25 protein-coding genes and 1 tRNA gene are annotated in these 25,881 nt (G+C 72.9%); 11 read left to right on the top strand and 15 right to left on the bottom strand.

Going from position 1 to position 25,881, the window contains the following annotated elements; genetic code table 11:
- Positions 1-33 precede the first annotated feature (33 nt).
- From ACWGDE_RS02530 to pdhA, 3 genes are read right to left on the bottom strand one after another with little or no spacing between them, the layout of a single operon-like run.
- A complete protein-coding gene (locus tag ACWGDE_RS02530) occupies positions 34-1,434 on the bottom strand; it encodes a dihydrolipoamide acetyltransferase family protein (protein WP_453387113.1) in 1,401 nt (466 codons plus the stop codon).
- Complete coding sequence (locus ACWGDE_RS02535) at positions 1,434-2,447, bottom strand: alpha-ketoacid dehydrogenase subunit beta (RefSeq protein ID WP_453387114.1); 1,014 nt, start codon at positions 2,445-2,447, stop codon at positions 1,434-1,436. The genes ACWGDE_RS02530 and ACWGDE_RS02535 overlap by 1 nt, the downstream gene beginning before the upstream one ends.
- The gene (pdhA, locus tag ACWGDE_RS02540; RefSeq protein WP_453387115.1) at positions 2,444-3,610 is read right to left on the bottom strand and encodes a pyruvate dehydrogenase (acetyl-transferring) E1 component subunit alpha; all 1,167 of its coding nucleotides are present in this window, start codon (positions 3,608-3,610) and stop codon (positions 2,444-2,446) included. Before pdhA ends, ACWGDE_RS02535 begins: the two co-directional genes overlap by 4 nt.
- Before the next feature lie 178 nt (positions 3,611-3,788).
- On the opposite strand from pdhA, the gene ACWGDE_RS02545 reads away from it, so the two are divergent.
- Positions 3,789-4,373, top strand: a complete 585-nt coding sequence (locus ACWGDE_RS02545) for an Lrp/AsnC family transcriptional regulator (protein ID WP_453387116.1) — start codon at positions 3,789-3,791, stop codon at positions 4,371-4,373.
- Between the two features lie 8 nt (positions 4,374-4,381).
- Here the strand turns inward: ACWGDE_RS02545 and ACWGDE_RS02550 are convergent, their stop codons facing one another.
- From ACWGDE_RS02550 to ACWGDE_RS02560, 3 genes are all read right to left on the bottom strand, one after another.
- A complete protein-coding gene (locus ACWGDE_RS02550) occupies positions 4,382-4,912 on the bottom strand; it encodes an SCO4225 family membrane protein (protein WP_453387117.1) in 531 nt (176 codons plus the stop codon).
- 114 nt (positions 4,913-5,026) lie between these two features.
- Positions 5,027-5,614 (bottom strand): TetR/AcrR family transcriptional regulator, encoded by a 588-nt coding sequence (locus ACWGDE_RS02555; protein WP_453387118.1) that lies wholly within the window; start codon positions 5,612-5,614, stop codon positions 5,027-5,029.
- Positions 5,611-7,170, bottom strand: a complete 1,560-nt coding sequence (locus ACWGDE_RS02560) for a 3-hydroxyacyl-CoA dehydrogenase (RefSeq protein WP_453387119.1) — start codon at positions 7,168-7,170, stop codon at positions 5,611-5,613. Before ACWGDE_RS02560 ends, ACWGDE_RS02555 begins: the two co-directional genes overlap by 4 nt.
- Positions 7,171-7,327: 157 nt before the next feature.
- Between ACWGDE_RS02560 and paaN the strand changes: the two genes are divergently transcribed.
- Entirely contained in the window at positions 7,328-9,010 is a 1,683-nt protein-coding gene (gene paaN, locus ACWGDE_RS02565) for a phenylacetic acid degradation protein PaaN (RefSeq protein WP_453387120.1), read from the top strand.
- Here the strand turns inward: paaN and ACWGDE_RS02570 are convergent.
- The 3 genes from ACWGDE_RS02570 to ACWGDE_RS02580 all read right to left on the bottom strand — a co-directional run bounded on the left by ACWGDE_RS02570 (position 9,007) and on the right by ACWGDE_RS02580 (position 11,831).
- Positions 9,007-9,774, bottom strand: coding sequence for a TrmH family RNA methyltransferase (locus ACWGDE_RS02570; protein WP_453387121.1), 768 nt, complete (start codon positions 9,772-9,774; stop codon positions 9,007-9,009). The two genes, paaN and ACWGDE_RS02570, sit on opposite strands and share 4 nt — an antisense overlap.
- 177 nt (positions 9,775-9,951) lie before the next feature.
- Positions 9,952-11,136: an HTTM domain-containing protein gene (locus tag ACWGDE_RS02575; RefSeq protein ID WP_453387122.1), complete on the bottom strand. Its 1,185-nt coding sequence runs from the start codon at positions 11,134-11,136 to the stop codon at positions 9,952-9,954.
- Positions 11,133-11,831, bottom strand: a complete 699-nt coding sequence (locus tag ACWGDE_RS02580; RefSeq protein ID WP_453387123.1) for a DUF5819 family protein — start codon at positions 11,829-11,831, stop codon at positions 11,133-11,135. The genes ACWGDE_RS02575 and ACWGDE_RS02580 overlap by 4 nt, the downstream gene beginning before the upstream one ends.
- Before the next feature lie 142 nt (positions 11,832-11,973).
- Between ACWGDE_RS02580 and paaA the strand changes: the two genes are divergently transcribed.
- The 6 genes from paaA to ACWGDE_RS02610 all read left to right on the top strand — a co-directional run bounded on the left by paaA (position 11,974) and on the right by ACWGDE_RS02610 (position 17,052).
- Entirely contained in the window at positions 11,974-13,014 is a 1,041-nt protein-coding gene (gene paaA, locus ACWGDE_RS02585; RefSeq protein ID WP_453387124.1) for a 1,2-phenylacetyl-CoA epoxidase subunit PaaA, read from the top strand.
- The gene (gene paaB / locus ACWGDE_RS02590) at positions 13,011-13,295 is read left to right on the top strand and encodes a 1,2-phenylacetyl-CoA epoxidase subunit PaaB (protein ID WP_030292728.1); all 285 of its coding nucleotides are present in this window, start codon (positions 13,011-13,013) and stop codon (positions 13,293-13,295) included. The genes paaA and paaB overlap by 4 nt, the downstream gene beginning before the upstream one ends.
- Positions 13,292-14,038 carry a 1,2-phenylacetyl-CoA epoxidase subunit PaaC gene (gene paaC / locus ACWGDE_RS02595; protein ID WP_453387125.1) on the top strand — a complete coding sequence of 249 codons (747 nt, stop codon included), beginning with the start codon at positions 13,292-13,294 and terminating at the stop codon, positions 14,036-14,038. The genes paaB and paaC overlap by 4 nt, the downstream gene beginning before the upstream one ends.
- Positions 14,032-14,583, top strand: coding sequence for a 1,2-phenylacetyl-CoA epoxidase subunit PaaD (gene paaD, locus ACWGDE_RS02600; RefSeq protein WP_453387126.1), 552 nt, complete (start codon positions 14,032-14,034; stop codon positions 14,581-14,583). The genes paaC and paaD overlap by 7 nt, the downstream gene beginning before the upstream one ends.
- Before the next feature lie 81 nt (positions 14,584-14,664).
- Positions 14,665-15,777: a 2Fe-2S iron-sulfur cluster-binding protein gene (locus tag ACWGDE_RS02605; RefSeq protein WP_453387152.1), complete on the top strand. Its 1,113-nt coding sequence runs from the start codon at positions 14,665-14,667 to the stop codon at positions 15,775-15,777.
- A gap of 132 nt (positions 15,778-15,909) precedes the next feature.
- Positions 15,910-17,052: an acyl-CoA dehydrogenase family protein gene (locus tag ACWGDE_RS02610; protein WP_453387127.1), complete on the top strand. Its 1,143-nt coding sequence runs from the start codon at positions 15,910-15,912 to the stop codon at positions 17,050-17,052.
- A gap of 52 nt (positions 17,053-17,104) precedes the next feature.
- Here the strand turns inward: ACWGDE_RS02610 and ACWGDE_RS02615 are convergent, their stop codons facing one another.
- The 6 genes from ACWGDE_RS02615 to ACWGDE_RS02640 all read right to left on the bottom strand — a co-directional run bounded on the left by ACWGDE_RS02615 (position 17,105) and on the right by ACWGDE_RS02640 (position 22,581).
- Positions 17,105-17,449: a rhodanese-like domain-containing protein gene (locus tag ACWGDE_RS02615; protein ID WP_453387128.1), complete on the bottom strand. Its 345-nt coding sequence runs from the start codon at positions 17,447-17,449 to the stop codon at positions 17,105-17,107.
- A 57-nt stretch (positions 17,450-17,506) separates the two neighbouring features.
- Complete coding sequence (locus ACWGDE_RS02620) at positions 17,507-18,352, bottom strand: J domain-containing protein (RefSeq protein ID WP_453387129.1); 846 nt, start codon at positions 18,350-18,352, stop codon at positions 17,507-17,509.
- A 69-nt stretch (positions 18,353-18,421) separates the two neighbouring features.
- Positions 18,422-19,861: a DUF2252 domain-containing protein gene (locus ACWGDE_RS02625; protein ID WP_453387130.1), complete on the bottom strand. Its 1,440-nt coding sequence runs from the start codon at positions 19,859-19,861 to the stop codon at positions 18,422-18,424.
- 73 nt (positions 19,862-19,934) lie between these two features.
- Complete coding sequence (locus ACWGDE_RS02630) at positions 19,935-20,594, bottom strand: response regulator (RefSeq protein ID WP_453387131.1); 660 nt, start codon at positions 20,592-20,594, stop codon at positions 19,935-19,937.
- A gap of 8 nt (positions 20,595-20,602) precedes the next feature.
- Positions 20,603-22,309, bottom strand: a complete 1,707-nt coding sequence (locus tag ACWGDE_RS02635) for a sensor histidine kinase (protein WP_453387132.1) — start codon at positions 22,307-22,309, stop codon at positions 20,603-20,605.
- A 189-nt stretch (positions 22,310-22,498) separates the two neighbouring features.
- Positions 22,499-22,581 (bottom strand) — tRNA-Leu (locus tag ACWGDE_RS02640).
- Between the two features lie 292 nt (positions 22,582-22,873).
- On the opposite strand from ACWGDE_RS02640, the gene ACWGDE_RS02645 reads away from it, so the two are divergent.
- The 3 genes from ACWGDE_RS02645 (at position 22,874) to ACWGDE_RS02655 (ending at position 25,868) form a co-directional block, all read left to right on the top strand.
- Complete coding sequence (locus tag ACWGDE_RS02645; protein ID WP_453387133.1) at positions 22,874-23,725, top strand: FhaA domain-containing protein; 852 nt, start codon at positions 22,874-22,876, stop codon at positions 23,723-23,725.
- Between the two features lie 10 nt (positions 23,726-23,735).
- Positions 23,736-24,239: an FHA domain-containing protein FhaB/FipA gene (locus ACWGDE_RS02650; RefSeq protein WP_453387134.1), complete on the top strand. Its 504-nt coding sequence runs from the start codon at positions 23,736-23,738 to the stop codon at positions 24,237-24,239.
- Positions 24,240-24,389: 150 nt separating this feature from the next.
- Positions 24,390-25,868, top strand: coding sequence for a PP2C family protein-serine/threonine phosphatase (locus tag ACWGDE_RS02655; RefSeq protein ID WP_453387135.1), 1,479 nt, complete (start codon positions 24,390-24,392; stop codon positions 25,866-25,868).
- Positions 25,869-25,881: the final 13 nt, after the last annotated feature.

A 25,881-nucleotide genomic window follows, 5' to 3' on the forward strand; every position in this document is an offset into this window, starting at 1 on the left:
ACCGCGCAGCGGCAACCCCGCAGCCACCGGCACCTACAGCGTGCGCAGCAGGACTCCGGGAGACTCGACGCAGTCGGCGACGTAGCGCAGGAAGCCGCCCGCCGTGCCGCCGTCGCAGACCCGGTGGTCGAAGGTCAACGACAGCTGCACGACCTGCCGAACCGCCAGCTCTCCCCCGTGCACCCACGGCTTCGCCATGATCCGCCCCACACCGAGCATCGCCGCCTCGGGGTGGTTGATGATCGGCGTGGAGCCGTCCACCCCGAACACCCCGTAGTTGTTCAGCGTGAACGTGCCACCGGTGAGGTCCGCCGGGGCGAGCTTTCCCGTCCTGGCCAGCTCCGTGAGCCGGGCGAACTCCGCCGACAGCGACTCCGCGTTGCGCGCCTGCGCGTCCCGGACCACCGGGACCATCAGGCCGCGCTCCGTCTGCGCGGCGAAGCCCAGGTGCACGGCGGGGAGCCGGACGATCTCGTTCGCCGCCAGGTCCACCGTGGAGTTGAGCTCCGGGTAGCGCGCCAGCGCCGCCGTGCAGATGCGGGCCAGCAGCGCCAGCACCGAGATCTTGGGTCCGCCGGCCGCGTTCATCGCCGCCCGCGTCGCCATGAGTTCCGTGGCGTCCGCGTCGACCCAGCACGTGGCGTCGGGGATCTCGCGCCGGCTGCGCGACAGCTTGTCCGCGACCGCGCCCCGTACCCCCTTGAGCGGGATCCGCGTGGCGCCGTCCACCGTGCCGGACGGGACCGGCGCGACGACGGCCGCGACGGCGGCCGGAGCCGGGGCCGCCGGCTGCGGGGCACGCAGCGCCGTCTCGACGTCCGCGCGCAGGATCAGGCCCTCGGGGCCGGACCCGCGCAGCGTGCGCAGGTCCACCCCGTTGTCCCGGGCCAGCTTGCGCACGAGCGGCGAGATGACCGGCACGGGCCCGGCGAAGGCGGCGGGCGCGGCGACGGGGGCGGCCACGACGGCCACGGGAGCCACGGGAGCCACGGACGCCACGGACGCCACGGGAGCAGGTGCCACAGGAGCAGGAGCCTCGGAAGCCGTTCCCGGCGCGGCGGAGCCGGGTCGCACCCGCCTCCGACGCGCCGGACGCGAATGGTCCGAGCCGTAACCGATCAAGGGCCGGGGCGCGTTCGCGGAGTCCTGGGTCCCCGCGGGGGCGACGGCATCGGCCGGCACGCTCACCGCGCCCACCGCCACGGTGATCAGCGGTGCGCCGACCGGCAGTTCCGTCCCCTCCTCGCCGAAGCGGGCGGTGACCACGCCGCCGTACGGGCAGGGCACCTCGACCATCGCCTTGGCCGTCTCGACCTCGACGACGGGCTGGTCGATGGCGACGACGTCGCCGACCGCCACCAGCCAGCGGACGATCTCGGCCTCGGTCAGCCCTTCCCCGAGGTCCGGCAGCTTGAACTCCATGACCTGCGGCATCAGTTCTCCCACTGCAGACGGGCCACGGTGTCCAGGATCCGGTCCACGCCGGGCAGGTGGTGCTTCTCCAGCATCGGCGGCGGATACGGGATGTCGAAACCGGTCACGCGCAGCACCGGCGCCTCCAAGTGGTGGAAGCACCGCTCCGTGACGCGGGCGGCGATCTCCGCGCCCGGGCCGCCGAAGCCGCCGGACTCGTGGACCACGACCGCGCGCCCGGTCCGGCGTACGGAGGCCACGACGGTCTCCTCGTCGAAGGGGACCAGCGAGCGCAGGTCCACGACCTCCAGCTCCCAGCCCTCCTCGCGCGCCGCCTCGGCGGCCTCCAGGCAGACCGGAAGCGAAGGCCCGTAGGTGATCAGCGTCGCGCTCGTGCCGGTGCGCCGGACCAGGGCCTCGCCGATGCCCGGCACCACCGCGGGCGCCTCCGGGGACCAGTCGGCCTTGGACCAGTACAGCCGCTTCGGCTCCAGGAAGATCACCGGGTCGTCGCTGGCTATCGAGGCGCGCAGCAGTCCGTACGCGTCCTCGACGGTCGCCGGGGTCACGACGGTGAGCCCGGGCGTGGCCACGTAGTACGCCTCGGAGGAGTCGCAGTGGTGCTCCACGCCCCCGATCCCGCCGCCGTAGGGCACGCGGATGGTGATCGGGAGCGGCATGGCGCCGCGCGTGCGGTTGCGCATCTTGGCCACGTGGGAGATCAGCTGCTCGAAGGCCGGGTAGGCGAACGCGTCGAACTGCATCTCCACGACCGGCCGCAGCCCGTACATGGCCATGCCCACCGCGGCGCCGAGGATTCCGGCCTCGGCGAGCGGGGTGTCCGTACAGCGGTCCTCGCCGAACTCCTTCGCGAGCCCGTCCGTGATGCGGAAGACGCCGCCGAGCGCGCCGACGTCCTCGCCCATGACGTGGACGGTCGGGTCCTCGGCCATCGCGTCGCGCATCGCCCGGTTCAGGGCCTGCGCCATGGTCGCCGGCTTCGTGGTCGTCGGCTTCGCCGCCACCGTGGTCATGACGGGTCTCCCTCTTCGTGCTCTGCCGCGTCCTGCTCGGCCGCGTCCAGCTCGGCGCGGAGCATGGCCGCCTGTTCCCGCAGCCGGCCGGTCTGCTGCGCGAAGACGTGTCCGAAGAGGTCCATCGGGTCGAGCACCGGGTCGGCGTTCATCCCGTCGCGGAGCGCCGCCGCCATTTCCTCGGCCGCGTCCTTGGCGGCCCGGATGCCCGCCTCGTCCAGCAGACCGCGCGCGGTCAGCTCGCGCTCCAGCAGCTCGATCGGGTCGTGCGCCTTCCAGGCCTCGACCTCGGCGTCGCCCCGGTAGCGGGTGGCGTCGTCGGCGTTGGTGTGGGCCTCGATCCGGTACGTCACGGCCTCGATCATGGTCGGGCCGCCGCCGGCCCGGGCCCGCCGGACCGCCTCGGAGAGCACCTCGTGCATGGCGGCGATGTCGTTCCCGTCGACGAGACGGCCCGGCATCCCGTACCCCACGGCCTTGTGGGCCAGGGTCGGGGCGGCGGTCTGCTTGGCGAGCGGGACGGATATCGCGAAGCCGTTGTTCTGGACGAGGAAGACGACCGGCGCCTGCCAGACGGCGGCGAAGTTCATGGCCTCGTGGAAATCGCCCTCGCTGGTGCCGCCGTCGCCGACCATGGCGAGCGCGACCACGTCGTCGCCGCGCAGCCGGGCGGCGTGCGCGAGGCCGACCGCGTGCGGCAGCTGGGTCGCGAGGGGGGTCGACAGGGGCGCTATCCGGCGCTCTCGCGGGTCGTACCCGGTGTGCCAGTCGCCGCGCAGGAGCGTCAGCGCCTCTACGGGGTCCAGCCCGCGGGCCACGGCCGCGAGGGTGTCGCGGTAGCTCGGGAAGAGCCAGTCCTGCTCCTCCAGGACCATGGCGGCGGCGACCTCGCAGGCCTCCTGGCCCACGGTGGAGGGATATACGGCCAGACGGCCCTGCTTGGTGAGGGCGGTGGCCTGGGCGTTGTAGCGGCGGCCGCGCACCAGCTCGGCGTAGCACCGGCGCATCAGCTCGGGGTCGAGCCGGTCGGCCGCGGGGGTGCCCAGCACCCGGTACGGCTCGGGGTCCGGGAGCAGCGGGGCGGCATCCGTACGGGGCCTCCAGGCGGGCGGCGGGGTGGAACGGTGGGACGCACCGGCACCGGGCAGCTCTTGGACCGTCATGGCGGCGTACACCTCCTCGTGGGAAGCGGGCAGGGAGGGCCCCGGGTGTGAGGCGCCTCACCTACCGATTGTTCGGTTGTCCAGGCAATTTGGCTACAGGCGGCTCCAGGCTGTGGACAAAGTGGCGGCGACGCCCTGGTATGGGTGCAGGACGTCCAGGAGAGGCAGGCAGCGGGCGATGGCGGATGAACAAATGGCCGGAGCAGGTTCGGGAGCGGCACCCGGAGCGGGGGGCGCACTCGGGGGCGCACCCGTACCGCCGGTATCCCCCGGGCCGCCGGTACCGCCCCGCCCCCTGGATCCGATCGACCGGTCGATCGTCCGGCTGCTCCAGGCGGACGGCCGCGCCTCGATACGGTCCGTCGCCGAGCAGGTCCACGTCTCCCGTGCCAACGCCTACGCCCGCATCAACCGGCTCATCGACGACGGGGTGATCCGGGGCTTCACGGCCCGCGTCAACCACGAGCGCGCGGGCCAGGGCGCCTCCGCCTACATCACCCTCAAGATCGTCCAGAACTCCTGGCGCACGGTCCGCGAACAGCTCCGCGAGCTCCCGGGCGCGGCGCACATCGCGCTGGTCAGCGGAGATTTCGACGTCCTGCTCCTGGTCCACACCCCGGACAACCGCACCCTGCGCGAGCTGGTCCTCACGCGCCTCCAGTCCATCCCGGAGGTGCTGTCCACGCGCACCCTGCTGGTCTTCGAGGAGACCGACCTCCTGGCCCGCGATCCGTCCGCGGGCCCGACGATCTCGGAGGACTAGATCGTGTCCTAGGCGGGGCTCAGCCCGCCGTACGTCCCCTGCGTCCCGGTGGAGGGGCGCCGGCGCCGGGCGACGGCCCGTACGACCATCCAGAGCAGCGCGGCGTTGACCAGGGCGCCGATCACGATCGAGGCGTAGAGGCCGAACCCGGCCCACAGGTCGGGCTGCGCGGCCACGGAGGTGTCCGGCACCCAGTCGGCCGGGAGCGGGTCGCCCGGGGCGGGGTAGGCCTCCCTGGGCAGCTCGGGACGCGGCGGCTCCGCGCCGTAGTAGGCCGGGTCGTTCGAGGTCGGGTCCAGGGCCGGGTCCGGGGCTTCCGGCACTCCGGGCCCGAAGGGGACCATCAGCAGGAGGCTGACCGGGGCGGTGGCCAGCGTCGGCCCCACGAGCGCCAACCCACTGCCCCCGGTCACGATGACCAACGTGGCCCAGACCAGCAGACCGAGCACCACGGCCAGGTAACCGGCGGGGATCCACATCTCGGGCTTCGACCAGCGGCGTTCCATCGTGCTCCCCTTGTTGTTCCGTTCGATCTGCAACGAGTATCGAAACGGCCGGGGCCCGCCACCTGAGTACGCCTACTCATCATGATCCGTGCCGCGTACCCGGTCACGGCCGTGCACGAGGGGACGGAACGGCGCGGGGACGCCCGCTCAGCGCTGGGTGCGCAGCCCGTCCAGGGCCATGCTGACCACCGCGTCCGCGAGCTGGTCGGGGGTGGTGCCCGGGTGCGGGCGGTACCACTCGACCAGGGAGTTGACCATGCCGAAGAGCAGCCGGGTGGCGAGGCGGATGTCCACGTCCGCCCGCAGGTCCCCCTCGGCCGCGGCGGCCTTCAGCAGGTCAGCGACCTGGTGGTCGAACTCGCGGCGGCGCTCCAGCGCCCAGCGTTCGGTGCGGGTGTTGCCCCGGACCCGCAGCAGCAGGGTCACGTAGGGCAGTTCGGCGACCAGGACCTCGACCGTGCGCCGAGTGACGTACTCGACGCGCTCGACCGCGCGTCCCCGTACCGCCCCCGGTTCCCCCAGCACCGCGAAGAGCTCGTCCAGCGCCCGGGCGACCGCCCGGTGGAGCAGCTCCTCCTTGCCCGCCACGTGGTGGTAGATCGAGGACTTGGAGATGCCCGCGGCCTTCGACAGGTGCTCCATCGAGGTGCCGTCGTAGCCGCGCTCGTTGAAGACCTGGACGGCTACCGACAGGAGCGTCTCGGGCGTGTAGGTGTCCCGCTTGGCCGTCGTCATTCCGTCTCCCCCGGCTCGTCCGTGCCCTCGTCCGCCTCAGCCGCGTCCTCGTCCTCCCCGGCCGCGTAGCCCAGCTTGTACAGCGCCAGCGACGGCGCGTACCGGCCGCCGGGACAGCGCTCGTCGAGGTGGTGCAGCAGGTCGTACGCCCAGTCGCGGCCGAGCCGGTCGTGCCATTCTGCGGGCCCCGCCGGGTAGTTGACCCCGAGCCGCATCGCCGTGTCGATGTCCTCGGCGCCCGCGACCCCGCGCGCGACGGCGTCGGCGGTCAGGTCGATCAGCATCGCGACGGTCCGGGCGACGATCATGCCGGGGACGTCGCCGATGACGGAGACCTTCTTGCCGAGCTTCTGGAACAGCCCCACGGCCTCCGCGAGGGTCCGCTCGCTGGTGTCCTCGCTGGCGGAGAGCGCGATCCGGGTGGCGTCCCGGTAGTCGAAGGCCAGGTCGAAGTAGACGACGTCGGCGAACTCGATCGAGGTCTTGCCGTCGGCGAGCACGAGCTGCCCCTCGCCCGGGAGCTGGATGTACGGGCCCCCGTGCTCGGTGGCGGCGACCTCGATCCCCGCCTCCTCCATGAGGTCGACGAGCTCCGCCGCGGGCCCGAGGTCACCGACGACGGTCACCTTCGCGGGGGCGTCCTGCCCGTTGACGGGGTCGGCCGTGTGCGGGGCCGGGGCCTTCGCGTCCGGGCCGTACGGGTACCAGCCGTGCCCGGACTTGCGGCCGAGGCGGCCCGACTGGACCAGCCGGCGCTGCGCGAGCGAGGGGGTGAACTTCGGGCTGCGGAAGAAGGACTCCCACACGGAGCGGGTGACGGCCTCGTTGACGTCCTGGCCGATCAGGTCGGTCAGCTGGAACGGGCCCATCTTGAAGCCGCCGCTCTCGCGGAGCACGGCGTCGATGGTGGCCGGGTCGGCGCCCTGCTCCTCGTACACCGCGAAGGCCTCGGCGTAGAAGGGACGGGCGATCCGGTTGACGATGAAGCCCGGGGTGTCGGCGCAGCGCACCGGCGTCTTCCCCCAGCCCAGCACGGTGCGGTACGCGCGCTCGGCGGCGGCCGGGTCGGTCGCGAACCCGGAGACCACCTCGACCAGCGGGAGCAGCGGCGCCGGGTTGAAGAAGTGCAGGCCGAGGAAGCGGCCGGGGTGCGCGAGGCCCGCGGCGAGCTCGGTGACGGAGAGGGAGGAGGTGTTGGTCGCCAGCAGCGCGTCGGGCGACACCACCTCTTCGAGCGCGGCGAACAGAGCCTGCTTGACGCCGACGTTCTCGACGACCGCCTCGACGACCAGGGCGGCGCCGGCCAGCCCGGACAGTTCGGGCGCCGCATCGATTCGGCCGATCACGTCCTCGGCCTCGGCGCGATCCAGCCGGCCCTTGGCCGCCATCCGCTCGACGCGGTCCTGCACGAAGCCGACAGCGTCGGCGGCGAGGCCGGCGTCGATGTCGTAGAGCAGCACGCGGTGACCTGCGAGAAGAGCGACCTGGGCGATGCCCTGGCCCATCGTCCCCGCGCCGACTACCGCAACTGTGCGGGACCGCTCGATTGCTGTCATGACCCGATCCTCCCGCACCGACTTATCCACAGGCCTGCCGGGCCCTCTTGTCCCGACCGATCGTTCGGTTACTCTAACTCCAGTCTGCTCTTCTTCATCCCTTCTTGCCCGACCCGATCGCCTGATCCCGCCCGGCTCAACGAGGAGTTGGTCCCAGATGGCCGCCGAGCTCACCGTCCCCCAGCTGTCCGCCAAGCACCGGCCCACCCTGGACCAGGCCCTGGCCACGATCCGAAGCCGCGCCTACTGGTCCCCGCACCCCGAGCACCCCAAGGCGTACGGGGAGACCGCCGGGGCCGACGGCCTCGCCGCCTTCGAGGCGCTGCGCGGAACCCGGCTCGACCTCGGGCAGCCCGGCACCGACGACTGGACGGGCGCCGAGACCTCCCCGTACGGCGTGGAGCTCGGCGTCGAGTACCCGCACGTGGACCCGGACGTACTGCTGCCCGCGATGCGGGCCGGCATGGGAGCCTGGCGCGACGCCGGGCCGGAGACCCGCGCCCTGGTCTGCATCGAGATCCTGGCCCGGATCTCGGCGCGGACGCACGAGTTCGCGCACGCGGTCATGCACACCAGCGGCCAGGCCTTCATGATGGCGTTCCAGGCGGGCGGCCCGCACGCGCAGGACCGCGGCCTGGAGGCGGTGGCCTACGCGTACGAGGAGCAGACCCGGGTCCCCGGACAGGCCGACTGGTCGAAGCCGCAGGGCAAGAAGGACCCGCTGGAGCTGGGCAAGACCTTCACGGCCGTCCCGCGCGGGATCTCCCTGATGATCGGCTGCAACACCTTCCCCACCTGGAACGGCTACCCGGGCATCTTCGCCTCGCTGGCCACGGGCAACCCGGTGCTGGTCAAGCCGCACCCGCGCGCCGTGCTCCCACTGGCGCTGACCGTCCAGGTCGCCCGCGAGGTCCTCGGCGACGCCGGCTTCGACCCGAACCTGGTGGCGCTGGCGGTGGAGCGGCCGGGCGAGGGCATCGCCAAGGAGCTCGCCGTCCGCCCCGAGATCAAGGTCATCGACTACACCGGGTCCACCGAGTTCGGCGACTGGCTCGAGGTCAACGCCCGCCAGGCGCAGGTCTACACGGAGAAGGCCGGCGTCAACACGGTCGTCCTGGACTCCACGGACAACTACAAGGGCATGCTCTCCAACCTGGCCTTCTCCCTCTCCCTCTACAGCGGCCAGATGTGCACCACCCCGCAGAACCTGCTGATCCCGCGCGACGGCATCGAGACGGACGCCGGGCACAAGACGTACGACGAGGTCGTCGCGGACCTCGCGGGCGCGGTCGGCGGCCTGCTCGGCGACGACGCCCGGGCCAACGCCCTGCTCGGCGCGCTGGTCAACCCGGACGTCAAGGCCCGCCTGGAGGCCGCGGCCGGGCTCGGCGAGGTCGCGCTGGCCTCGCGCGAGGTGGCCAACCCCGAGTTCCCGGGCGCCGTGGTGCGCACGCCGGTGATGGTGAAGCTCGACTCCGCCAAGCCCGACGACTCCGCCCCCTACCTCTCGGAGCAGTTCGGCCCGGTCTCCTTCGCGGTCGCGGTCGACTCCACGGAGAGCGCCCTCGACCTGCTGCGGCGCACGGTCCGCGACAAGGGCGCGATGACGGTCGGGGCGTACACCACCTCCGCGGACACCGAGCGGGCCATCGAGGAGGTCTGTCTGGAGGAGTCGGCGCAGCTCTCGCTGAACCTGACGGGCGGGGTCTACGTGAACCAGACCGCGGCCTTCTCCGACTTCCACGGCTCGGGCGGCAACCCGGCGGCGAACGCCGCGCTGTGCGACGGGGCGTTCGTCTCCAACCGCTTCCGCGTGGTGGAGGTCCGCCGCCAGAGCTAGTCCGTCTCCTCCCTGGGCCCGCCCCAGTGGAAGAGGGTCATGGCCACGCTGGTGGCCAGGTTGTAGCTGGACACCTGCGGACGCATCGGCAGGGACACCAGGTGGTCGGCCCGGGCGCGCAGCTCGGGCGAGATGCCGTGGCGTTCCGAGCCGAAGGCGAGCAGGGCGTCGTCCGGGAGGGTGAGGGCACGGATGTCCTCGCCCTCCGGGTCGAGCGCGTACAGCGGGCCGGGGGGCAGGGTGTCGAGGTCCACCCGGTCGACGGTGGTGGCGTAGTGGAGCCCCGCGCCGGCGCGGACCACGTTGGGGTGCCAGGGGTCGAGGTCGCCGCGGGTGACGACGCCGGTGGCTCCGAAGCCGGCCGCGAGGCGGACGACGGCGCCGACGTTGCCGAGGTTGCGGGGGTTGTCGAGGACGACGACCGGGGCCGTCCTGGGCATCGCGTCGAGCCGCGCCCGCCCTTCGCCGCGGCTCGGCCGCACCGCGAGGGCCGCGACCCCGGTGGGATGCACCCGGGACAGCAGCGTCTTCAGCGCAGCCCGCCGCACCAGCCGCGCCACGTCGGCCTCGACGTCCGGAGCCAGCTCGCGCGCGAGGTCCCGTACGGCCTCCGGATCATCGGCGACGACGATCCGCACCTCCGCCCCGAACCGCAGGGCGTGCTTCAGCGCGTGAAACCCGTCGAGGAGCACAAGCCCGTCCCCGGCGACACCCTCCCGCCACTGCCCCTCGATGTCCTCGGACGCCCAACCCAACTCACTCATACGCCCGACCCTACGGTCCCGCCGCCCCGGACCTGCCCGGACCCGTTGTCGTCTGCGGCACCACTGCCGGGGGGCTGGATTTTCCAGCCCCTCCGGCGTTTGAGGAGCGGGGTTCGGGGCGGAGCCCCGGGGAACGGGCGAAGGGTGGGTAGGGGACAAGCCCCGCAGGGCCAGAGCTCAGCCGGGGACCGAGCTGGGGAGCGCCGGCTGCGGATCCTCGTCCGGGGCCGGGGCCGGGTCCGGGGTCGGAGCGGGGCGGCCCGGGGTCGGGCGCAGTGTCGCAGCCCGGCCGCCCAGCCACACGAGGAACGCCGTCGGCAGAAAGACCGCGTCGGAGGCGATCATCGCCAGAGAGAAGAACGGCAGGCCCAGCAGCACCGCGATCCCCACATGCTCCAGCATCATCAACGCCAGCAGCACGTTCTTGATCCGCCGGTTGAACAGCGTGAACGGAAACGCGACCTGCACCGCGACCGTCCCGTACGACAGCAGCATGACCACCGTCCCGCTGCTCGCCAGCAGCGCCGACAGCCCGGGCCACGGGGTGAAGTAGTCCAGGCCCAGCGGGTAGTACAGGGCCGTCCCGTCCTGCCAGCGCGAGCCCTGGATCTTGTACCACCCGGCCGTCGCGTAGATCAGGCAGACCTCCGCCATGATCACCAGCATTCCGGCGTTGTGCACCAGGTTCGCCAGGACGTCGAGGACCGCCCGTCCCTCCCCCTCCGGCTCGTAGCGGTCGACCATCCACCACAGCGCCGCGATCACCCACAGCGCCGCGAGGGCCACCATCCAGCCGGTGGAGAGCAGCCCGGTCACCGCCCCGTACGCGAACACGAGGCCGAGCACGGTCCACAGGACCGGGCCCGCCCTCCCCGCCGTGGCCGTCCCCAGGCGGCGGGCGCGGCGGGCGTCCAGCGACCACACCCGGGCGCAGCGGGTCAGTACGAGGTAGATCGCCATCAGGTGGATGACGTTGTCCCCGCCGTCGCCCATGAACACGCTGCGGTTCTGCAGCGACAGCACCCCGGCCATGAACAGCACGGACGTCGCCCGCGTGCGCCAGCCCAGCAGCATCAGCGCGCTCGACAGCACGGCCACGGCGTAGACGATCTCGAACCAGAGCGCGGAGTCGGACCACATCAGCACCGTGAAGGCGTGGTTCGAGTCGATCAGCCGGCGCGCCAGCTCCCAGCTCCAGGGGCCGTCCGGCCCGTACAGCTCGTGGCGGTGCGGGAACTCGCGGAGCAGGAAGAACAGCCAGGTTCCGGCGAAGCCGATGCGGACCACGGCGCTCTGGTACGGGCCCAGCGCCTGCCCGCTGACCTTGGCCAGCGCCCGCCCCGCGGCGGCGCGTGCGCTCACACCGTCCACCACGGCAGCTCCCGGTAGTACGTCTGGGTGTCGGCCTTCTCGTCGGACCACTTCGGCGCGGGGACCTCCGTCGTGGCCGCGCGCAGCTGGATCCGTACGAGCCGGCCCACGGCGAGCCGCCCGCCCTTGCCCACGGCCATGTCGGCGTCCGTACGGGGGTCCAGCCGGTCCAGCGCGATGCGGCGCAGGTACTGCTCCGAGAGTTCGCCGCGCGCGCCGTTGGACTTGTTGTCCTCGTCGTGGGAGCCGGTGAAGAAGTCCCAGGCCCGGCGGAGCTCGTTCTGCTGGGTGTGGCTGGGCAGCGGGTTGTGGTGGATCGCCAGGCCGTCCTCGGCGGACAGGTCGCGCCAGTTGCCGGTGACCAGTACGCCCTCGTCGGTCCGCACTTCCACCCGGACCTGGACGGCGATGTTCTGCTGGAGCGGGTTGGGCGCGAAGAGCTTCCAGTTCTGTTCGAACTCGGGATAGACCCAGCCGTCGACCATGTCCGCGTTCTGCTTGCTCACCGTGTTGCTGGGGGCCACGTGCAGGAAGACGAGCGCCAGGTGCCAGCAGGCGGCCACGGCCACGGCACCCAGGGCGAGGGCGGCCACGACCCGGTACGGGGTGGAGAGACCGGCGATTCCGGGTGCCCTCGGCGAGGGCGGCGCGCCCCCTTCCGGGGGCTCGTGCTCGTTCGAATCCATCCCGCCCCGATCGTCCGGCGTCCACAGGGTTGACCACAGAGGTTGACACCCTACGGGCCGTCGTCCCACCATTGAAGAGTATGAACCGAACGATCGGTCGGTCGGGCGGACGAGGCGTAAAAGACTCTGACAGGGGGCCGTGATGGTGGCAGTGACCCCGGCAGTGACATCGGGGGCGGGGCATGACGCGGGACCGGGTGCCGGGATCGGCGTGAGCGCCGACCTCGGTGCGCAGCTCGCGGCGGCCTTCGATGCCGCCGTGGCGGCCGACGAGCGCGTGGAACCGCGCGACTGGATGCCCGACGAGTACCGCGCCACCCTGGTCCGCCAGATGGCCCAGCACGCCCATTCCGAGATCATCGGCATGCAGCCCGAGGCGAACTGGATCACCCGCGCGCCCTCGCTGCGCCGCAAGGCGATCCTGATGGCGAAGGTCCAGGACGAGGCCGGGCACGGCCTGTACCTGTACAGCGCCGCCGAGACCCTCGGCACCAGCCGCGACGAGCTGCTCGACAAGCTCCACGCCGGCAAGCAGAAGTACTCCTCGATCTTCAACTACCCCACGCTGACCTGGGCCGACGTCGGCGCGATCGGCTGGCTCGTGGACGGCGCGGCGATCACCAACCAGGTCCCGATCTGCCGCTGCTCCTACGGGCCGTACGCGCGGGCCATGGTCCGGATCTGCAAGGAGGAGTCCTTCCACCAGCGCCAGGGGTACGAGCTGCTCCTCGCGCTCTCGCGGGGCACCGAGGCCCAGCACGCGATGGCGCAGGACGCCGTGGACCGGTGGTGGTGGCCCTCCCTGATGATGTTCGGCCCGCCGGACGCGGAGTCGGGCCACTCGGCGCAGTCGATGGCCTGGCGGATCAAGCGGCACTCCAACGACGAGCTGCGCCAGCGCTTCGTGGACATCGCCGTCCCGCAGGCCGAGTCGCTGGGGCTGACCCTGCCCGACCCGGACCTGAAGTGGAACGAGGAGCGCGGGCACCACGACTTCGGCGCCATCGACTGGACGGAGTTCTGGGAGGTCCTCAAGGGCAACGGCCCGTGCAACGAGGAGCGGATAGGACAGCGCCGGGCGGCGCACGAGGAAGGCGCCTGGGTGCGCGACGCGGCCGCGGCGTACGCGGAGAAGCAGGCGGCAGCCGCAGCGGCGGCAACGGAAAGCGAGGCGCGGGTATGACGCAGAACTGGCCCCTGTGGGAGGTGTTCGTCCGCTCGCGGCGCGGCCTCTCGCACACGCACGCGGGAAGCCTGCACGCCCCCGACGCGGAGATGGCCCTGCGCAACGCCCGCGATCTCTACACCCGTCGCGGCGAGGGCATCTCGATCTGGGTGGTGCCCTCCACGGAGATCACCGCCTCCTCGCCGGACGAGCGGGACCCGTTCTTCGCGCCGTCCGCCGACAAGCCGTACCGCCACCCCACCTTCTACGAGATCCCCGAAGGGGTGCACCACCTGTGACCAGCACCTCCGGGACCCCCGGGACCGCCACGGCCGCCGTCCTCGCCCTCGCCGACGACGCGCTGATCCTCTCCCACCGCCTCGGCGAGTGGGCGGGCCACGCGCCCGTCCTGGAGGAAGAGGTCGCCCTGGCCAACATCGCCCTCGACCTGCTCGGCCAGGCGCGCGTCCTGCTGTCGATGGCCGGCGACGAGGACGAGCTGGCGTTCCTGCGCGAGGAGCGGTCCTTCCGCAACCTCCAGCTGGTCGAACAGCCCAACGGGGACTTCGCCCACACCATCGCGCGCCAGCTCTACTTCTCGTTCTACCAGCACGAGCTCTACGGAGAACTCGCGCTCGGGGACGGCCCGTTCGCGCCGCTCGCCGCCAAGGCGGTCAAGGAGACGGCCTACCACCGCGACCACGCCGAGCAGTGGACGCTGCGGCTCGGTGACGGCACGGCGGAGAGCCGGGCCCGGATGCGGGCCGCGCTGGACGCCCTGTGGAAGTACACCGGGGAGATGTTCCGCCCGGTGGACGGGCTGGACGGAGCCGACGGCGTCGACTGGGCCGCCCTGGAGGGCCGCTGGCTGGCCGCGGTGGGCGCCGTACTGGAACGCGCCGGGCTGGAGCTGCCGCAGGGGCCGCGCCACGGCGCCTGGGCCGCCGGAGCCGGCCGGCAGGGACTGCACACCGAATCGTTCGGGCGGCTCCTCGCGGAGATGCAGCACCTGCACCGCAGCCACCCGGGGGCGTCATGGTGACCAAGGGCGCAGCGAGGTCCGAGGCCGGTCCCGCGACCGGCTCCGGGGCCGGGGCCGGGCAGACCCGGCTCGAGGTGGAGCTGGCCGCGCTGGCCGGCTCCGTCCCCGACCCCGAGCTGCCCGTGCTCACCCTCGCCGAGCTCGGCGTGATGCGCGGGGTGCGGATGCACGAGGACGGCCACGTCGAGGTCACCCTCACCCCCACCTACACCGGCTGCCCGGCCATCGAGGCCATGTCCGCCGACATCGAGCGGGTCCTGACCGGCCACGGCATACCGGACGTGCGGGTGCGCACCGTCCTGGCCCCCGCCTGGTCCACCGACGACATCAGCGCCGAGGGCCGGCGCAAGCTGGCCGAGTTCGGTATCGCCCCGCCGCGGCCGCACGCCGCCGGCGGACCGGTCCCGCTCACCCTGTCCGTCCGCTGCCCGAACTGCGGATCGACCGACACCGAGCTGCTCAGCCGGTTCTCCTCCACCGCATGCAAGGCGCTGCGCCGCTGCATCGCCTGCCGTGAACCGTTCGACCACTTCAAGGAGCTGTAGATGGCCGTGTCACCGCCGTCTCCCACGCCGTCGCCCGCCGGCCCCGCGGCCGCCGCGCCGGCGCGCCCCGCGCGCCACGGCGTGTTCCACACCTTGACGGTGGCGGCGGTCGACCGGCTCACCGAGGACTCCGTGGCGCTGACCCTGGCCGTCCCGCCGGAGCTGCGCTCCGAGTACCGGCACGACCCCGGCCAGCACCTCACCCTGCGCCGGCAGTCCCCCGAGGGCTCCGGCAAGGGCGGCCCGGCGGGCGCGGCGGGCCCGGTGGAGGTTCGCCGTACGTACTCGATCTGCTCCCCCGCCCCGGCCGCCGACGGGCCGGGCCCCTCGGTCCTGCGGGTCGGGGTGCGCCTGGTGGAGGGCGGGGAGTTCTCCTCGTTCGCCCACAAGGAGATCGCCGCCGGGGACGTCCTGGACGTGATGGTCCCGGCCGGCCGGTTCGTACTGGACCCTGCGGCGGCCCCGCCCGCCGCGCACTACGCCGCGATCGTCGGCGGCAGCGGGATCACCCCGGTCCTGTCGATCGCCGCCACGCTGCTGGCGTCCCGGTCCGACGCCCGGTTCTGCCTGGTGCGCAGTGACCGCAGCGCGGCCTCGACGATGTTCCTGGAGGAGGTCGCCGACCTCAAGGACCGCTATCCCGACCGGTTCCAGCTGGTCACCGTCCTGTCCCGGGAGGAGCAGGAGGCCGGGCTGCCCTCGGGCCGGCTCGGCGAGGAGCGGCTGACGGCCCTGCTGCCCGCGCTGCTGCCGGTCGCGGAGGTGACCGGCTGGTTCCTGTGCGGGCCGTACGGCCTGGTGACGGGCGCCGAGCGGGCGCTGAGCGCGCTCGGGGTCCCGCGCACCCGGGTCCACGAGGAGGTCTTCCACGTCGAGGACACCGCCCCGCCGGCGCCGGCCCCCTCCACGGCGGCCGCCCACGGCCGGGTCACGGCCCGGCTCGACGGCCGCTCGGGCACCTGGCCGGTGCGCGACGGCGAGTCCCTGCTCGACGCGGTGCTGCGGGCCCGCGCGGACGCCCCGTACGCCTGCAAGGGCGGGGTGTGCGGCACCTGCCGGGCGTTCGTGGTCTCGGGCGAGGTGCGGATGGACCGCAACTTCGCCCTGGAGGAGCAGGAGACGGAGGCCGGGTTCGTGCTGGCCTGCCAGTCGCACCCGGTGTCGGAGGAAGTGGAGATCGACTTCGACCGCTGACGGACGGCACGTACCGTCCGCGCTGCCCCGCCCGCCCCGCCCGCGCCGCCCCCCTGTCCATTTTTGAGAACGTGTTCTATCTTGACGCACCGTCAGAGAGAGCACGTTCCGGGGCACGCGGGAGGACAGGCAGTGGACTTCACCTTCACCGAGGAGCAGCAGGCCGCCGTCGAGGCGGCCAAGGCCGTGTTCGCGGACGTGGCCCCCGACGGCGTGCCCAGCCCCGCGCTCACCCCGCGGGCCGTGGCCGAGGAGTTCGACCGCGGCCTGTGGGGCAAGCTCGCCGACTCCGACCTGCTGAGCCTGGTCCTCTCCGAGGAGCACGGCGGCCCCGGACTCGACGCCATCGCCCTGTGCCTGGTGCTGCGCGAGGCGGGCAGGGTGCTGGCCCGGGTCCCGCTGCTGGAGCACTGCGCCACCGCCATGGCCGTCCAGGCCCACGGCAGCCCCGAACTGGCCTCCGCCCTGCTGCACGACGCCGGACACGGCAGCCTCGTCCTCACCGTCGCCGCGCACGGCCGCACCGGCCACGACCCGGCCGAACTGGCCGTCACCGCACGGCGGGACGGCGGGGAGTGGGTGCTGGAAGGGGTGCAGACCTCGGTCGCCTGGGCGCACAACGCCGACTGGATCGCGATCCCGGCCCACACCCGGGAGGGCGAGGCCGTCCTCGCGCTCGTCCCCCGCGTCACCGAGGGCCTGACCCTCGCCGAGCAGTACTCCACCAGCGGGGAGCGGCTCGCCGAGGTCACCCTGGACGGCGTACGGGTCCCGGCCGCGCACCTGATCGACGCCCCCGGCGCCTGGGACCACCTGCGCCAGCTGCTCGCCACCGGGACCTGCGCGCTCGCGCTCGGCCTCGGCGAGGGCGTCCTCACCATGACCAGCCAGTACACCAGCAAGCGCGAGCAGTTCGGCTTCCCGGTGGCCACCTTCCAGGCGGTCGCCGTCCAGGCCGCGGACCGCTACATCGACCTGCGCGCCATGGAGGTCACCCTCTGGCAGGCCGCCTGGCGGCTCGACGCCTCCACGGGCGGAGCGGGCGGCCCGCTGCCGAGCGCCGGCGATGTCGCCGTCGCCAAGATCTGGGCCTCCGAGGGCGTACGGCGCGTCGTGCAGACCGCGCAGCACCTGCACGGCGGCTTCGGCGCCGACACCGACTACCCGCTCCACCGCTACCACGCGTGGGCCAAGCAGCTGGAGCTCCAGCTCGGCCCGGCCGCCGTGCACGAGGAGGCGCTGGGCGACCTGCTGGCCGCCCACCCCCTCGCCTGAGGCAGGCGCGCCCTACCCGAGGCAGGCGCGCCCTGCCCGAGCAAGGCGCGTCCTAGACGACGAAGCCCGGGGTGCCCGCGTCGGTGACGACCGGGCGGCCCGCGGCCTCCCAGTCCTGCATGCCGCCGTCCACGTTCACGGCGTCGATGTCCTGGCCGCGCAGGTACTGGGCGACCTGGGCGGAGCGCCCGCCGACCCGGCACATCACGTAGACCGGGCGGTCGTCCTCGATCTTCTCGGTCAGCTCACCGATGCGCGCGACGAACTCGCTCATCGGGATGTGCAGCGCACCCTCGGCATGGCCGGCCGCCCATTCGTCGTTCTCCCGAACGTCGAGGACGAAGGCCTCGGAGGGCAGTGCGGAAGCGGCCACCGAGGGAAGCGGTCCGGAGTTCATGTCTGTCGCCTTCTCTCGTCACGGATAGCTGAGCCAACCTATCCGACCCGCCCCGCCTCACTCGGCCGCGAGTGCCGCCAGCTCCGCCTCACGCTTCTCCACGTCGCCGAGCAGCTGCTCCGCGATCTCCTCCAGCAGCCGGTCCGGATCCTCCGGGGCCATCCGCAGCATCGACCCGATCGCGCTCTCCTCCAGCTCCCGGGCCACCACCGACAGCAGTTCCTTGCGGCGCGAGAGCCACTCCAGGCGCTCGTACAGCTCCTCGCTCTCGCTCAGCCGCGGCTCGGCCGGCGCCGGGCCCGCCGCCCACTCCTGCGCCAGCTCGCGCAGCAGCTGCTCCTCGCCGCGCCCGTAGGCCGCGTTGACCCGCACGATGAACGCGTCGCGCCGCTCGCGCTCGGCCTCGTCCTGGGCGAGGTCCGGATGCGCCTGGCGGACCAGCTCGCGGTAGAGGCGGCGTACCTCCTCCGAGGGGCGCACCCGCTCCGGAGGACGCACCGAGCGGTCGGTGAGCATGGCGGACGCGTCGTCGGACATGCCATCCGAGTCCAGCCAGTCGTGGAACAGCTCGTCCACCCCGGGCATCGGCATCACCAGCGAGCGGGCCTCGCGCGCCCGGCGCAGGTCCTCCGGGTCCCCGGTACGCGCCGCCTTCGCCTCGGCGATCAGGGCGTCCAGCTCGTCGAGGCGCGAGTACATCGGGCCGAGCTTCTGGTGGTGCAGGCGGGAGAAGTTCTCCACCTCCACCCGGAAGGTCTCCACCGCGATCTCGAACTCGATCAGCGCCTGCTCGGCGGCCCGCACGGCGCGCTCCAGGCGCGCCTCGGGGCGCTCGTCGGCAGCGGGGCCGGGACCCTCACCGGGGCCGGGCTCGGGCGCTTCGGGGACTGTCTGCTCGCTCACCCGGCCAGCCTAAGGCCCGGCCGGCCGGGTGTTTCACGTGAAACATCGCGGAACTGCGCGCGGGCGGGCTCAGACCCCGGACTCCGCCGCGATCCGCCCGGACCGCACCGCCGCCACCAGTACGGCGTGGTCGGCCTCGCTCCGGTCGGCGTAGGCCACGGCGAAGGCGGCCATGGCCTCGTCCAGCTCCTCGTTCTTCCCGCAGTAGCCGGCCAGCAGCCGCGGATCGGCGCTGTGCGCGTGGGCCCGCGCCAGCAGGGCTCCGGTCATCCGCCCGTAGTCGTCGATCTGGTCGACGGCCAGCGCCGCCGGGTCCACGCTGCCCTTGCGGTTGCGGAACTGGCGGACCTGGAAGGGGCGACCCTCGACCGTCGTCCAGCCGAGCAGGATGTCGGAGACCACCTGCATGCGCTTCTGGCCGGCCACCACCCGGCGGCCCTCGTGCTCCTCCGGCGCGGAGACGAAGCCGAGCCCCGGCAGGTGAGGCAGGAGCACCGAGGGCCGGGCCTCCTTGACCTGGAGGACCAGGGCCTCGCCGCGGTGATCCAGCAGCAGCACCACGTAGGAGCGGGTGCCGACGCTGCCGGTCCCCACCACCCGGAAGGCCACGTCGTGGATCGCGTAGCGGGCCAGCAGCGGCTGCCGGTCCCCCTGCAGCGTCTCCAGGTACGGGCCCAGCGAGGCCGCCACGGCCGCCGCCTCCGCGTCGCCGACCCTGCGCAGTACCGGCAGCGCGTCCACGAAGGCCCGGCCGCCGTCGGCGGTGGCCTCGGTGGACTTGGCGGCGAACCGGGCCGAGGTGTTGTTGCGGGCCTTCTCCGAGACCCGCTCCAGGGTGCCCAGCAGGTCCCGGGCATCGGTGTGCGAGACCAGTTCCTCGTCCGCGATGGCGTTCCAGGCGTCCAGGGCCGGCAGTTTGGCCAGCAGCCGCATGGTGCGCCGGTAGGCGCCGGCCGCGTCGAGGGCGGCCGCGCGGCAGGTGTCCTCGTCCGCGCCGGCCACCCGGCCGGCCAGCACCAGCGAGGTCACCAGCCGCTTGAGGTCCCACTCCCACGGGCCGAAGACGGTCTCGTCGAAGTCGTTGAGGTCGATGACGAGCCGGCCGCGCGCGTCCCCGTACAGGCCGAAGTTGGCCGCGTGGGCGTCACCGCAGATCTGCGCGCCGATGCCGGTCACCGGGCCGCCGGAGAGGTCGTGCGCCATCAGTCCGGCCGACCCGCGCAGGAACGCGAAGGGGTTGGCCGCCATCCGGCCGACCCGTATCGGCGTCAGCTCGGCCACCCGGCCGGCGTTGGACTCCTCCACCGCCCGCACCGCGTCGGGCCGGTCGGCCGGGGCCTCGAAGTGCGCGTGCGCCGAACGGGGCACGCGCGTGCGCAGCGTCTTGCCGGCCTCCCTGGCCCAGCTCTTCGCCGGTCCCGCGGCGAAGCGCGGCGCGAACCCCTCTACCTCCGGGATCCGCCGGTCCGACTCCGGTGCCACCACGCGCTGTTCCGGTACCGCCGTCATGCGTTCCGCCCCCTGATCACCATCGGTTCGGCCCAGACCGTATCCAGAGCCCGGCGTCCCTGGCCAGCCGTGCCTACAGTCCGGCGTCCCTGGCGAGCAGGGCCGCCTGTACGCGGTTCTCGCACTCCAGCTTCGCCAGGATGCGGCTCACGTACGTCTTCACCGTCGCCTCGCTCATGTGCAGCCGGCGCCCCGCGTCCGCGTTGGAGAGTCCCTCGCCCAGCAGTGCCAGCACCCCGCGCTCGCGCTCGCTCAGCTCGGCCACCCGGCGCCGGGCCTCCTCGCCGCGGCCCGCGGACCGGCCGGACGCGATCTGGTCCACCACGTGCCGGGTCGCCGCCGGAGACAGGTAGGCGTCCCCCGCCGCGGCCGCCCGTACCGCGCCGATCAGCTCGCCGGGCGCCGAGTCCTTCAGCAGGAACCCCGCACCGCCACCGCTCAGCGCGCGCAGCACGTTCTCCTTCTCGCCGAAGGTGGTCAGGATCAGCGCCCGCACATCGGGCACCGCGCGCCCCAGCTCGGCCAGCGCCGTCAGCCCGTCCATGACCGGCATCTGGATGTCGAGCAGCACCACGTCCGGGACGTGCGCGCGGGCCAGCTCCACCGCTTCCCGGCCGTTCGCCGCCTCCGCGACCACCTCGATGTCCGCGGCCGAGGTCAGGATCATCCTGATCCCGGCCCGGATCAGCGGTTCGTCGTCGGCGATCACCACGCGGATCACTCTCGCTGTCACCCGTGCTCCTACTGCTTGGCCTGGTACGCCTGCTTCTCGACGAGCTTGCCGTCCTTGAAGCAGAACCGGAAAACGCTGTCGCTGCCCAGCTCGGAGTTGTCGTCCGCGAGCAGGGCCAGGCACGCGGCGCCCTGCGGACGCGGCGGCCCCTTCCGGTCGAGTCCCTCGGTCAGGATGCTGTCCCCGCTGGGCAGCCGCGAACGCACCTCGTCCTCCGGCTCGCCGACCTGGATCCGGTCGTACTCGGACTTGGGGAGCGTCGCGTCGCTCACCGAGCCCACGAGCAGCGCCACCGCGGCCCCGATCACGATCAGCAGCAGCACCACGGCCGCGACCGCGATCCCGCAGCCGAGCGTCACGCCGCCGACCCGGCCGCTGCGCAGCAGCTTCCGGTCGACCGCGGCCCAGTCGATGGGCGCCGAGCCCTCGGCGAGCATCCGGGCCCGCAGCTGCTGGCCGAAGTCGTCGGCGACCGCGCCGGCCCCCTCCTCCGTCAGGCCGCTCTCCCGCGCCCCGGCCGGCTCGGTCCCGTACGGGAGCACTCCGGCGACCCGGAACCCGCCGTCCTCGGTGACCCCCGCGTAGACCATGCCGCCGACCAGCCGGGCCCGTTCGCGCAGCCCCGTCAGCCCCTGTCCGCCGGAGACCACTTCCCCGGCGCCCGGGCCGGCCGCCGGGCCGTTGGCGATCTCCACGACCAGCGAGTCGTCCTCGTACCGCAGTTCCACCGTGATCGGCGCGCCCGGAGCGTGCTTGTAGGCGTTGGTCAGCGCCTCCTGGGCGATCCGGTACGCCGCGTGGTCGCACGCCGCGACCAGCGGCCGCGGCCGGCCCGCCCGCGTGAGCCGTACGTCGGTCCCCGCGCTCCGCGCCGCCTCCACGATCCCGGCGATGCCCGCGACCCCGCGCGCGGCCGGCTGCGGCTCCTCCACGGGCGCGGGCCCCTCCACCCCGTCGCTCAGGATGCCGACGACCTCGCGCAGCTCGTGCATGGCCGCGACCGAGGCCTGCCGTAGTACTCCCACCGCCTCGCGCTGCCGGTCGGTCAGCACCGGATCGACCTCCAGCGCACCGGTGTGCACCGAGATCAGGGCGAGCTGGTGGCCGAGGCTGTCGTGCATGTCCTGGGCGATGCGCTGGCGTTCGCGCAGCCGGGCCTGCCCGGCGACCATCGCCCGCTCGCGCAGCAGTTGGGCGTTGCGCTCCTGGAGGGCGCGCAGCAGCGTATTGCGCTGGGACCAGTAGCGGCTGGCCAGACCGGGCATGACCACGGTGGCCAGGAACAGCAGGGTGGTGAAGACGATGATCAGCACCGCCCGGCCCTGCGACCACTCCTTGACCAGGCTGAGGCCGAGCGAGAGGACGAAGGCGGCGGTGAAGGCCCCCAGCGCCCGCCCGACGCCGACGATGCGCCGCCCCGCCGACCAGCCGAGCGGGATCGCCACGAGGAAGGCCCCGGGCAGGTACACGCCCAGCGCCGAGCCCACCACCAGCGTGAACACGGGCAGTCGGCGGCGCAGCAGGACGAGCACCACCACGGCCGCGGCACTGGCCAGCATCCGCCCCGTGGAACCCTTGTCGAGCTCCTCGATCCCCAGCCCGAGCAGCGCCAGCACCGCGGCCAGCGCCAGATCCCCCGCCAGCATCCGCCGCGTCCAGGGCTCGGGCCCCTTCAGCCAGTCCCAACCCGCACGCGTTCTCGCCGTCGCATCCACGCGACCGACCCTAGACACCGGCCCGCTCGCCGGTCAGCTCTCTTTCGTCGCGCCCCACCCGACGAAAGTCGGACGGCCCCACCCACCCGCGGGTGTTTGCCGACCGCCCCTCCGAGGGATACGTCATCGAGCACCGGCCACATGCAAAACGGCCGCCACCGCTTTCGCGATGACGACCGTTTCGTCAAGTGGGCGAGGGGGGATTTGAACCCCCACGTCCCGAAGGACACTGGCACCTGAAGCCAGCGCGTCTGCCGTTCCGCCACTCGCCCGAGTAGCTACCAGCGGTTCTTCCCTTGCGGGCCGTTCCCCTGGCGACATCGGAACATTAGCACGTCGGACGGGGTGGATTCACATCGCTTTTCGTGCTCCCCGGAGCGCGGCCGTGGACGGCCCCTCCCGCACTCGGCTCCGGGTGCGGGACACTGTCCCCGGGGCGCCCCTACGATCGCTTGTGAGGACCAACACTCATGCGCTCGTGACCGATGGGGAACCACCCGAATCCGCCATGCGTGGATACGATCAGTAAGCAGTACAGGGCGACAACGACGGAGGAGGTGCCCCATGGGAGTCCTGAAGCGGTTCGAGCAGCGACTCGAAGGTCTGGTGAACGGCACCTTCGCCAAGGTGTTCAAGTCCGAGGTCCAGCCGGTGGAGATCGCAGGCGCCCTCCAGCGCGAGTGCGACAACAACGCCACCATCTGGAACCGGGAGCGGACGGTCGTCCCGAACGACTTCATCGTGGAACTGAGCGCGGGCGACTTCGAGCGCCTGAGTCCCTACTCGGGCCAGCTCGGCGACGAGCTCGCGGGCCTCGTCCGCGACTACGCCAAGCAGCAGCGCTACAGCTTCATGGGCCCCATCAAGGTCCACCTGGAGAAGGCCGACGACCTGGACACCGGGCTCTACCGGGTCCGCAGTCGCACGCTCGCCTCCAGCACCTCCCAGGCCCCGGGCCAGCCGGCTCCGGGCCAGGGGCGCCAGGGAGCGGCCCCGGCCCAGCCGGGCGGCTACGGCTACCCGCCGGCCGGCGCGCCTCCCATGCCCGCCGGTCCGCCCCCGGGCGGACCCGGCGCACGCCGTCCGGCGCCCGGCGCCGCGGCTCCCGTACCTCCCGTATCCCCCGGCGGCGCCGTCCGGCGCCACTGGATCGAGATCAACGGCACCCGCCACCAGATCTCGCGCCCGACGCTCGTACTCGGCCGAAGCACCGAAGCCGACGTGCGGATCGACGACCCCGGCGTCTCGCGCCGGCACTGTGAGATCCGGACCGGAACGCCCTCGACGATCCAGGATCTCGGGTCCACCAACGGCATCGTGGTGGACGGGCAGCACACCACCCGCGCTACGCTCCGCGACGGTTCGCGGATCGTCGTGGGCAGCACCACCATCATTTATCGGCAAGCCGAAGGGTGAAGCGGGGGCAATGTCAGAGCTGACCCTGACGGTCATGCGGTTGGGTTTCCTGGCCGTTCTGTGGCTGTTCGTCATCGTGGCCGTCCAGGTCATCCGCAGCGACCTCTTCGGTACGAGAGTCACGCAGCGCGGTTCCCGGCGCGGCGGGAACGCCGCCGGCGCCCCGCAGCAGCAGGGCCGCCAGGCCGCGGCCCCACCGCAGCAGCGCCAGCGCCGCGGTGCGCCCACCAAGCTCGTCGTCTCCGAGGGCACCCTCACGGGTACCACGGTCGCCCTCGCGGGGCAGACGATCACCCTGGGGCGCGCCCACGACTCCACGATCGTGCTGGACGACGACTACGCCTCCAGCAGGCATGCCAGGATCTACCCGGACCGTGACGGCCAGTGGATCGTCGAGGATCTCGGGTCCACCAACGGCACGTATCTCGACCGGACCCGGCTGACCACCCCGACGCCCATTCCGCCGGGCGCCCCGATCCGCATCGGCAAGACCGTCATCGAGCTGCGGAAGTAGTACGAGAATGAGCGAGCGGAGCGAGCGAGCCGCAGCGGTCCGTCCCACCGGGGACACGGACCCGAGCGCGCTCCAGGCCGGAGGGTGGGCAGTGTGGCTCGAGACCGGTTGTCTTCCGGGGCACCAACTTCGTCGACAGGGCAGGTGCGCATGAGTCTGTCCCTGCGGTTCGCCGCCGGATCGCACAAGGGCATGATCCGCGAGGGCAACGAGGACTCCGGCTACGCCGGTCCGCGTCTCCTCGCGATCGCCGACGGCATGGGCGGCCAGGCCGCCGGTGAAGTCGCCAGCTCCGAGGTGATCTCCACGCTCGTGCAGCTCGACGACGACGTCCCGGGCTCCGACATCCTCACCGCGCTCAGCACCGCCGTGCAGCGCGCCAACGACCAGTTGCGCGCCATGGTCGAGGAGGACCCGCAGCTCGAGGGCATGGGCACCACGCTCACGGCCCTGCTGTGGACCGGCCAGCGGCTGGGCCTCGTGCACGTCGGGGACTCCCGCGCGTACCTGCTCCGCGACGGCATCCTCACGCAGATCACCCAGGACCACACCTGGGTGCAGCGCCTCGTCGACGAGGGCCGGATCACCGAGGAGGAAGCCACCACGCACCCGCAGCGCTCCCTCCTGATGAGAGCGCTCGGCAGCGGCGACATCGTCGAACCCGACCTCTCCATCCGCGAGGTCCGGGCCGGCGACCGCTACCTGATCTGCTCCGACGGGCTCTCCGGCGTGGTCTCCCACCAGACCCTGGAGGAGACCCTCGCGGACTACCACGGCCCCCGCGAGACCGTGGCCTCGCTCATCCAGCTCGCACTGCGCGGCGGCGGCCCCGACAACATCACCTGCATCGTGGCCGACGTCCTCGACACCGACAGCGGCGACACCCTGGCCGCACAGGTCAACGACACCCCGGTCGTCGTCGGCGCGGTCGCCGAGAACCAGCACCACCAGTTCTTCGACGGCGGCAACGCCATGCAGACGCCGGCCGGCCGCGCCTCCGGGCTGGGCCGCCAGGCTCCCCCGCAGGCCGGTGCCTTCGGCCCGCCCGGCAGCGGAGAGGCCCCCGGCTACGGCGGTTACGGCGCCCAGGGACAGGGCGGCGGAGCCGGCGGCGGGTACGGCAGCTTCGGCGACCCGGACCCGTACGACGGGGACCAGGGCTACGAGGACACGTACGACCACCCGCGCCGGCGGCGCGGCAAGGGCCGCAAGTGGACCACGCGCACGCTGACCCTGCTCGTCGTCCTCGGCCTCATCGGCGGCGGCGTGTACGCGGGCTACCGCTGGACGCAGACCCAGTTCTACGTGGGCGTGAAGGGCGAGCACGTCGCGCTCTTCCGCGGCATCAGCCAGAAGCTCGGGCCCCTGGAACTCTCCAAGGTGGAGACGGACCGCCCCGACATCGAACTGAAGTACCTGCCGACCTTCAAGCGCAAGCAGGTCGAGGCCACCATCAGCGAGAACAACCTCGACGGCGCCCGCGAGAAGATCGATCAGCTCGGCACCCAGGCCTCCGCGTGCAAGAAGGACGAGGAGCGCCGGGCCGCCGAGGCGCAGGGCAACCAGACGCCCGGCCCCGTCCTGACCGCCGCCGAGCAGGTTGTCGTCGGCCAGTGCGAGAAGCAGTAGACAGACGCGGGCA

This window comes from Streptomyces sp. NPDC054956, assembly GCF_053609185.1.

Excerpts from the sequence above, each read along its gene's own strand:
- ACWGDE_RS02555 (WP_453387118.1), bottom strand. The coding sequence starts at position 5,614 with ATGACGACGGCCAAGCGGGACACCTACACGCCCGAGACGCTCCTGTCG.
- ACWGDE_RS02570 (WP_453387121.1), bottom strand. The coding sequence starts at position 9,774 with ATGAGTGAGTTGGGTTGGGCGTCCGAGGACATCGAGGGGCAGTGGCGG.
- ACWGDE_RS02615 (WP_453387128.1), bottom strand. The coding sequence starts at position 17,449 with ATGAACTCCGGACCGCTTCCCTCGGTGGCCGCTTCCGCACTGCCCTCC.
- paaD (WP_453387126.1), top strand. The coding sequence starts at position 14,032 with ATGGTGACCAAGGGCGCAGCGAGGTCCGAGGCCGGTCCCGCGACCGGC.
- paaN (WP_453387120.1), top strand. The coding sequence starts at position 7,328 with ATGGCCGCCGAGCTCACCGTCCCCCAGCTGTCCGCCAAGCACCGGCCC.
- ACWGDE_RS02560 (WP_453387119.1), bottom strand. The coding sequence starts at position 7,170 with ATGACAGCAATCGAGCGGTCCCGCACAGTTGCGGTAGTCGGCGCGGGG.
- paaB (WP_030292728.1), top strand. The coding sequence starts at position 13,011 with ATGACGCAGAACTGGCCCCTGTGGGAGGTGTTCGTCCGCTCGCGGCGC.
- ACWGDE_RS02650 (WP_453387134.1), top strand. The coding sequence starts at position 23,736 with ATGTCAGAGCTGACCCTGACGGTCATGCGGTTGGGTTTCCTGGCCGTT.
- ACWGDE_RS02580 (WP_453387123.1), bottom strand. The coding sequence starts at position 11,831 with ATGGATTCGAACGAGCACGAGCCCCCGGAAGGGGGCGCGCCGCCCTCG.
- ACWGDE_RS02655 (WP_453387135.1), top strand. The coding sequence starts at position 24,390 with ATGAGTCTGTCCCTGCGGTTCGCCGCCGGATCGCACAAGGGCATGATC.
- pdhA (WP_453387115.1), bottom strand. The coding sequence starts at position 3,610 with ATGACGGTCCAAGAGCTGCCCGGTGCCGGTGCGTCCCACCGTTCCACC.
- ACWGDE_RS02545 (WP_453387116.1), top strand. The coding sequence starts at position 3,789 with ATGGCGGATGAACAAATGGCCGGAGCAGGTTCGGGAGCGGCACCCGGA.
- paaA (WP_453387124.1), top strand. The coding sequence starts at position 11,974 with ATGGTGGCAGTGACCCCGGCAGTGACATCGGGGGCGGGGCATGACGCG.
- ACWGDE_RS02530 (WP_453387113.1), bottom strand. The coding sequence starts at position 1,434 with ATGCCGCAGGTCATGGAGTTCAAGCTGCCGGACCTCGGGGAAGGGCTG.
- ACWGDE_RS02625 (WP_453387130.1), bottom strand. The coding sequence starts at position 19,861 with ATGACGGCGGTACCGGAACAGCGCGTGGTGGCACCGGAGTCGGACCGG.
- ACWGDE_RS02645 (WP_453387133.1), top strand. The coding sequence starts at position 22,874 with ATGGGAGTCCTGAAGCGGTTCGAGCAGCGACTCGAAGGTCTGGTGAAC.
- ACWGDE_RS02535 (WP_453387114.1), bottom strand. The coding sequence starts at position 2,447 with ATGACCACGGTGGCGGCGAAGCCGACGACCACGAAGCCGGCGACCATG.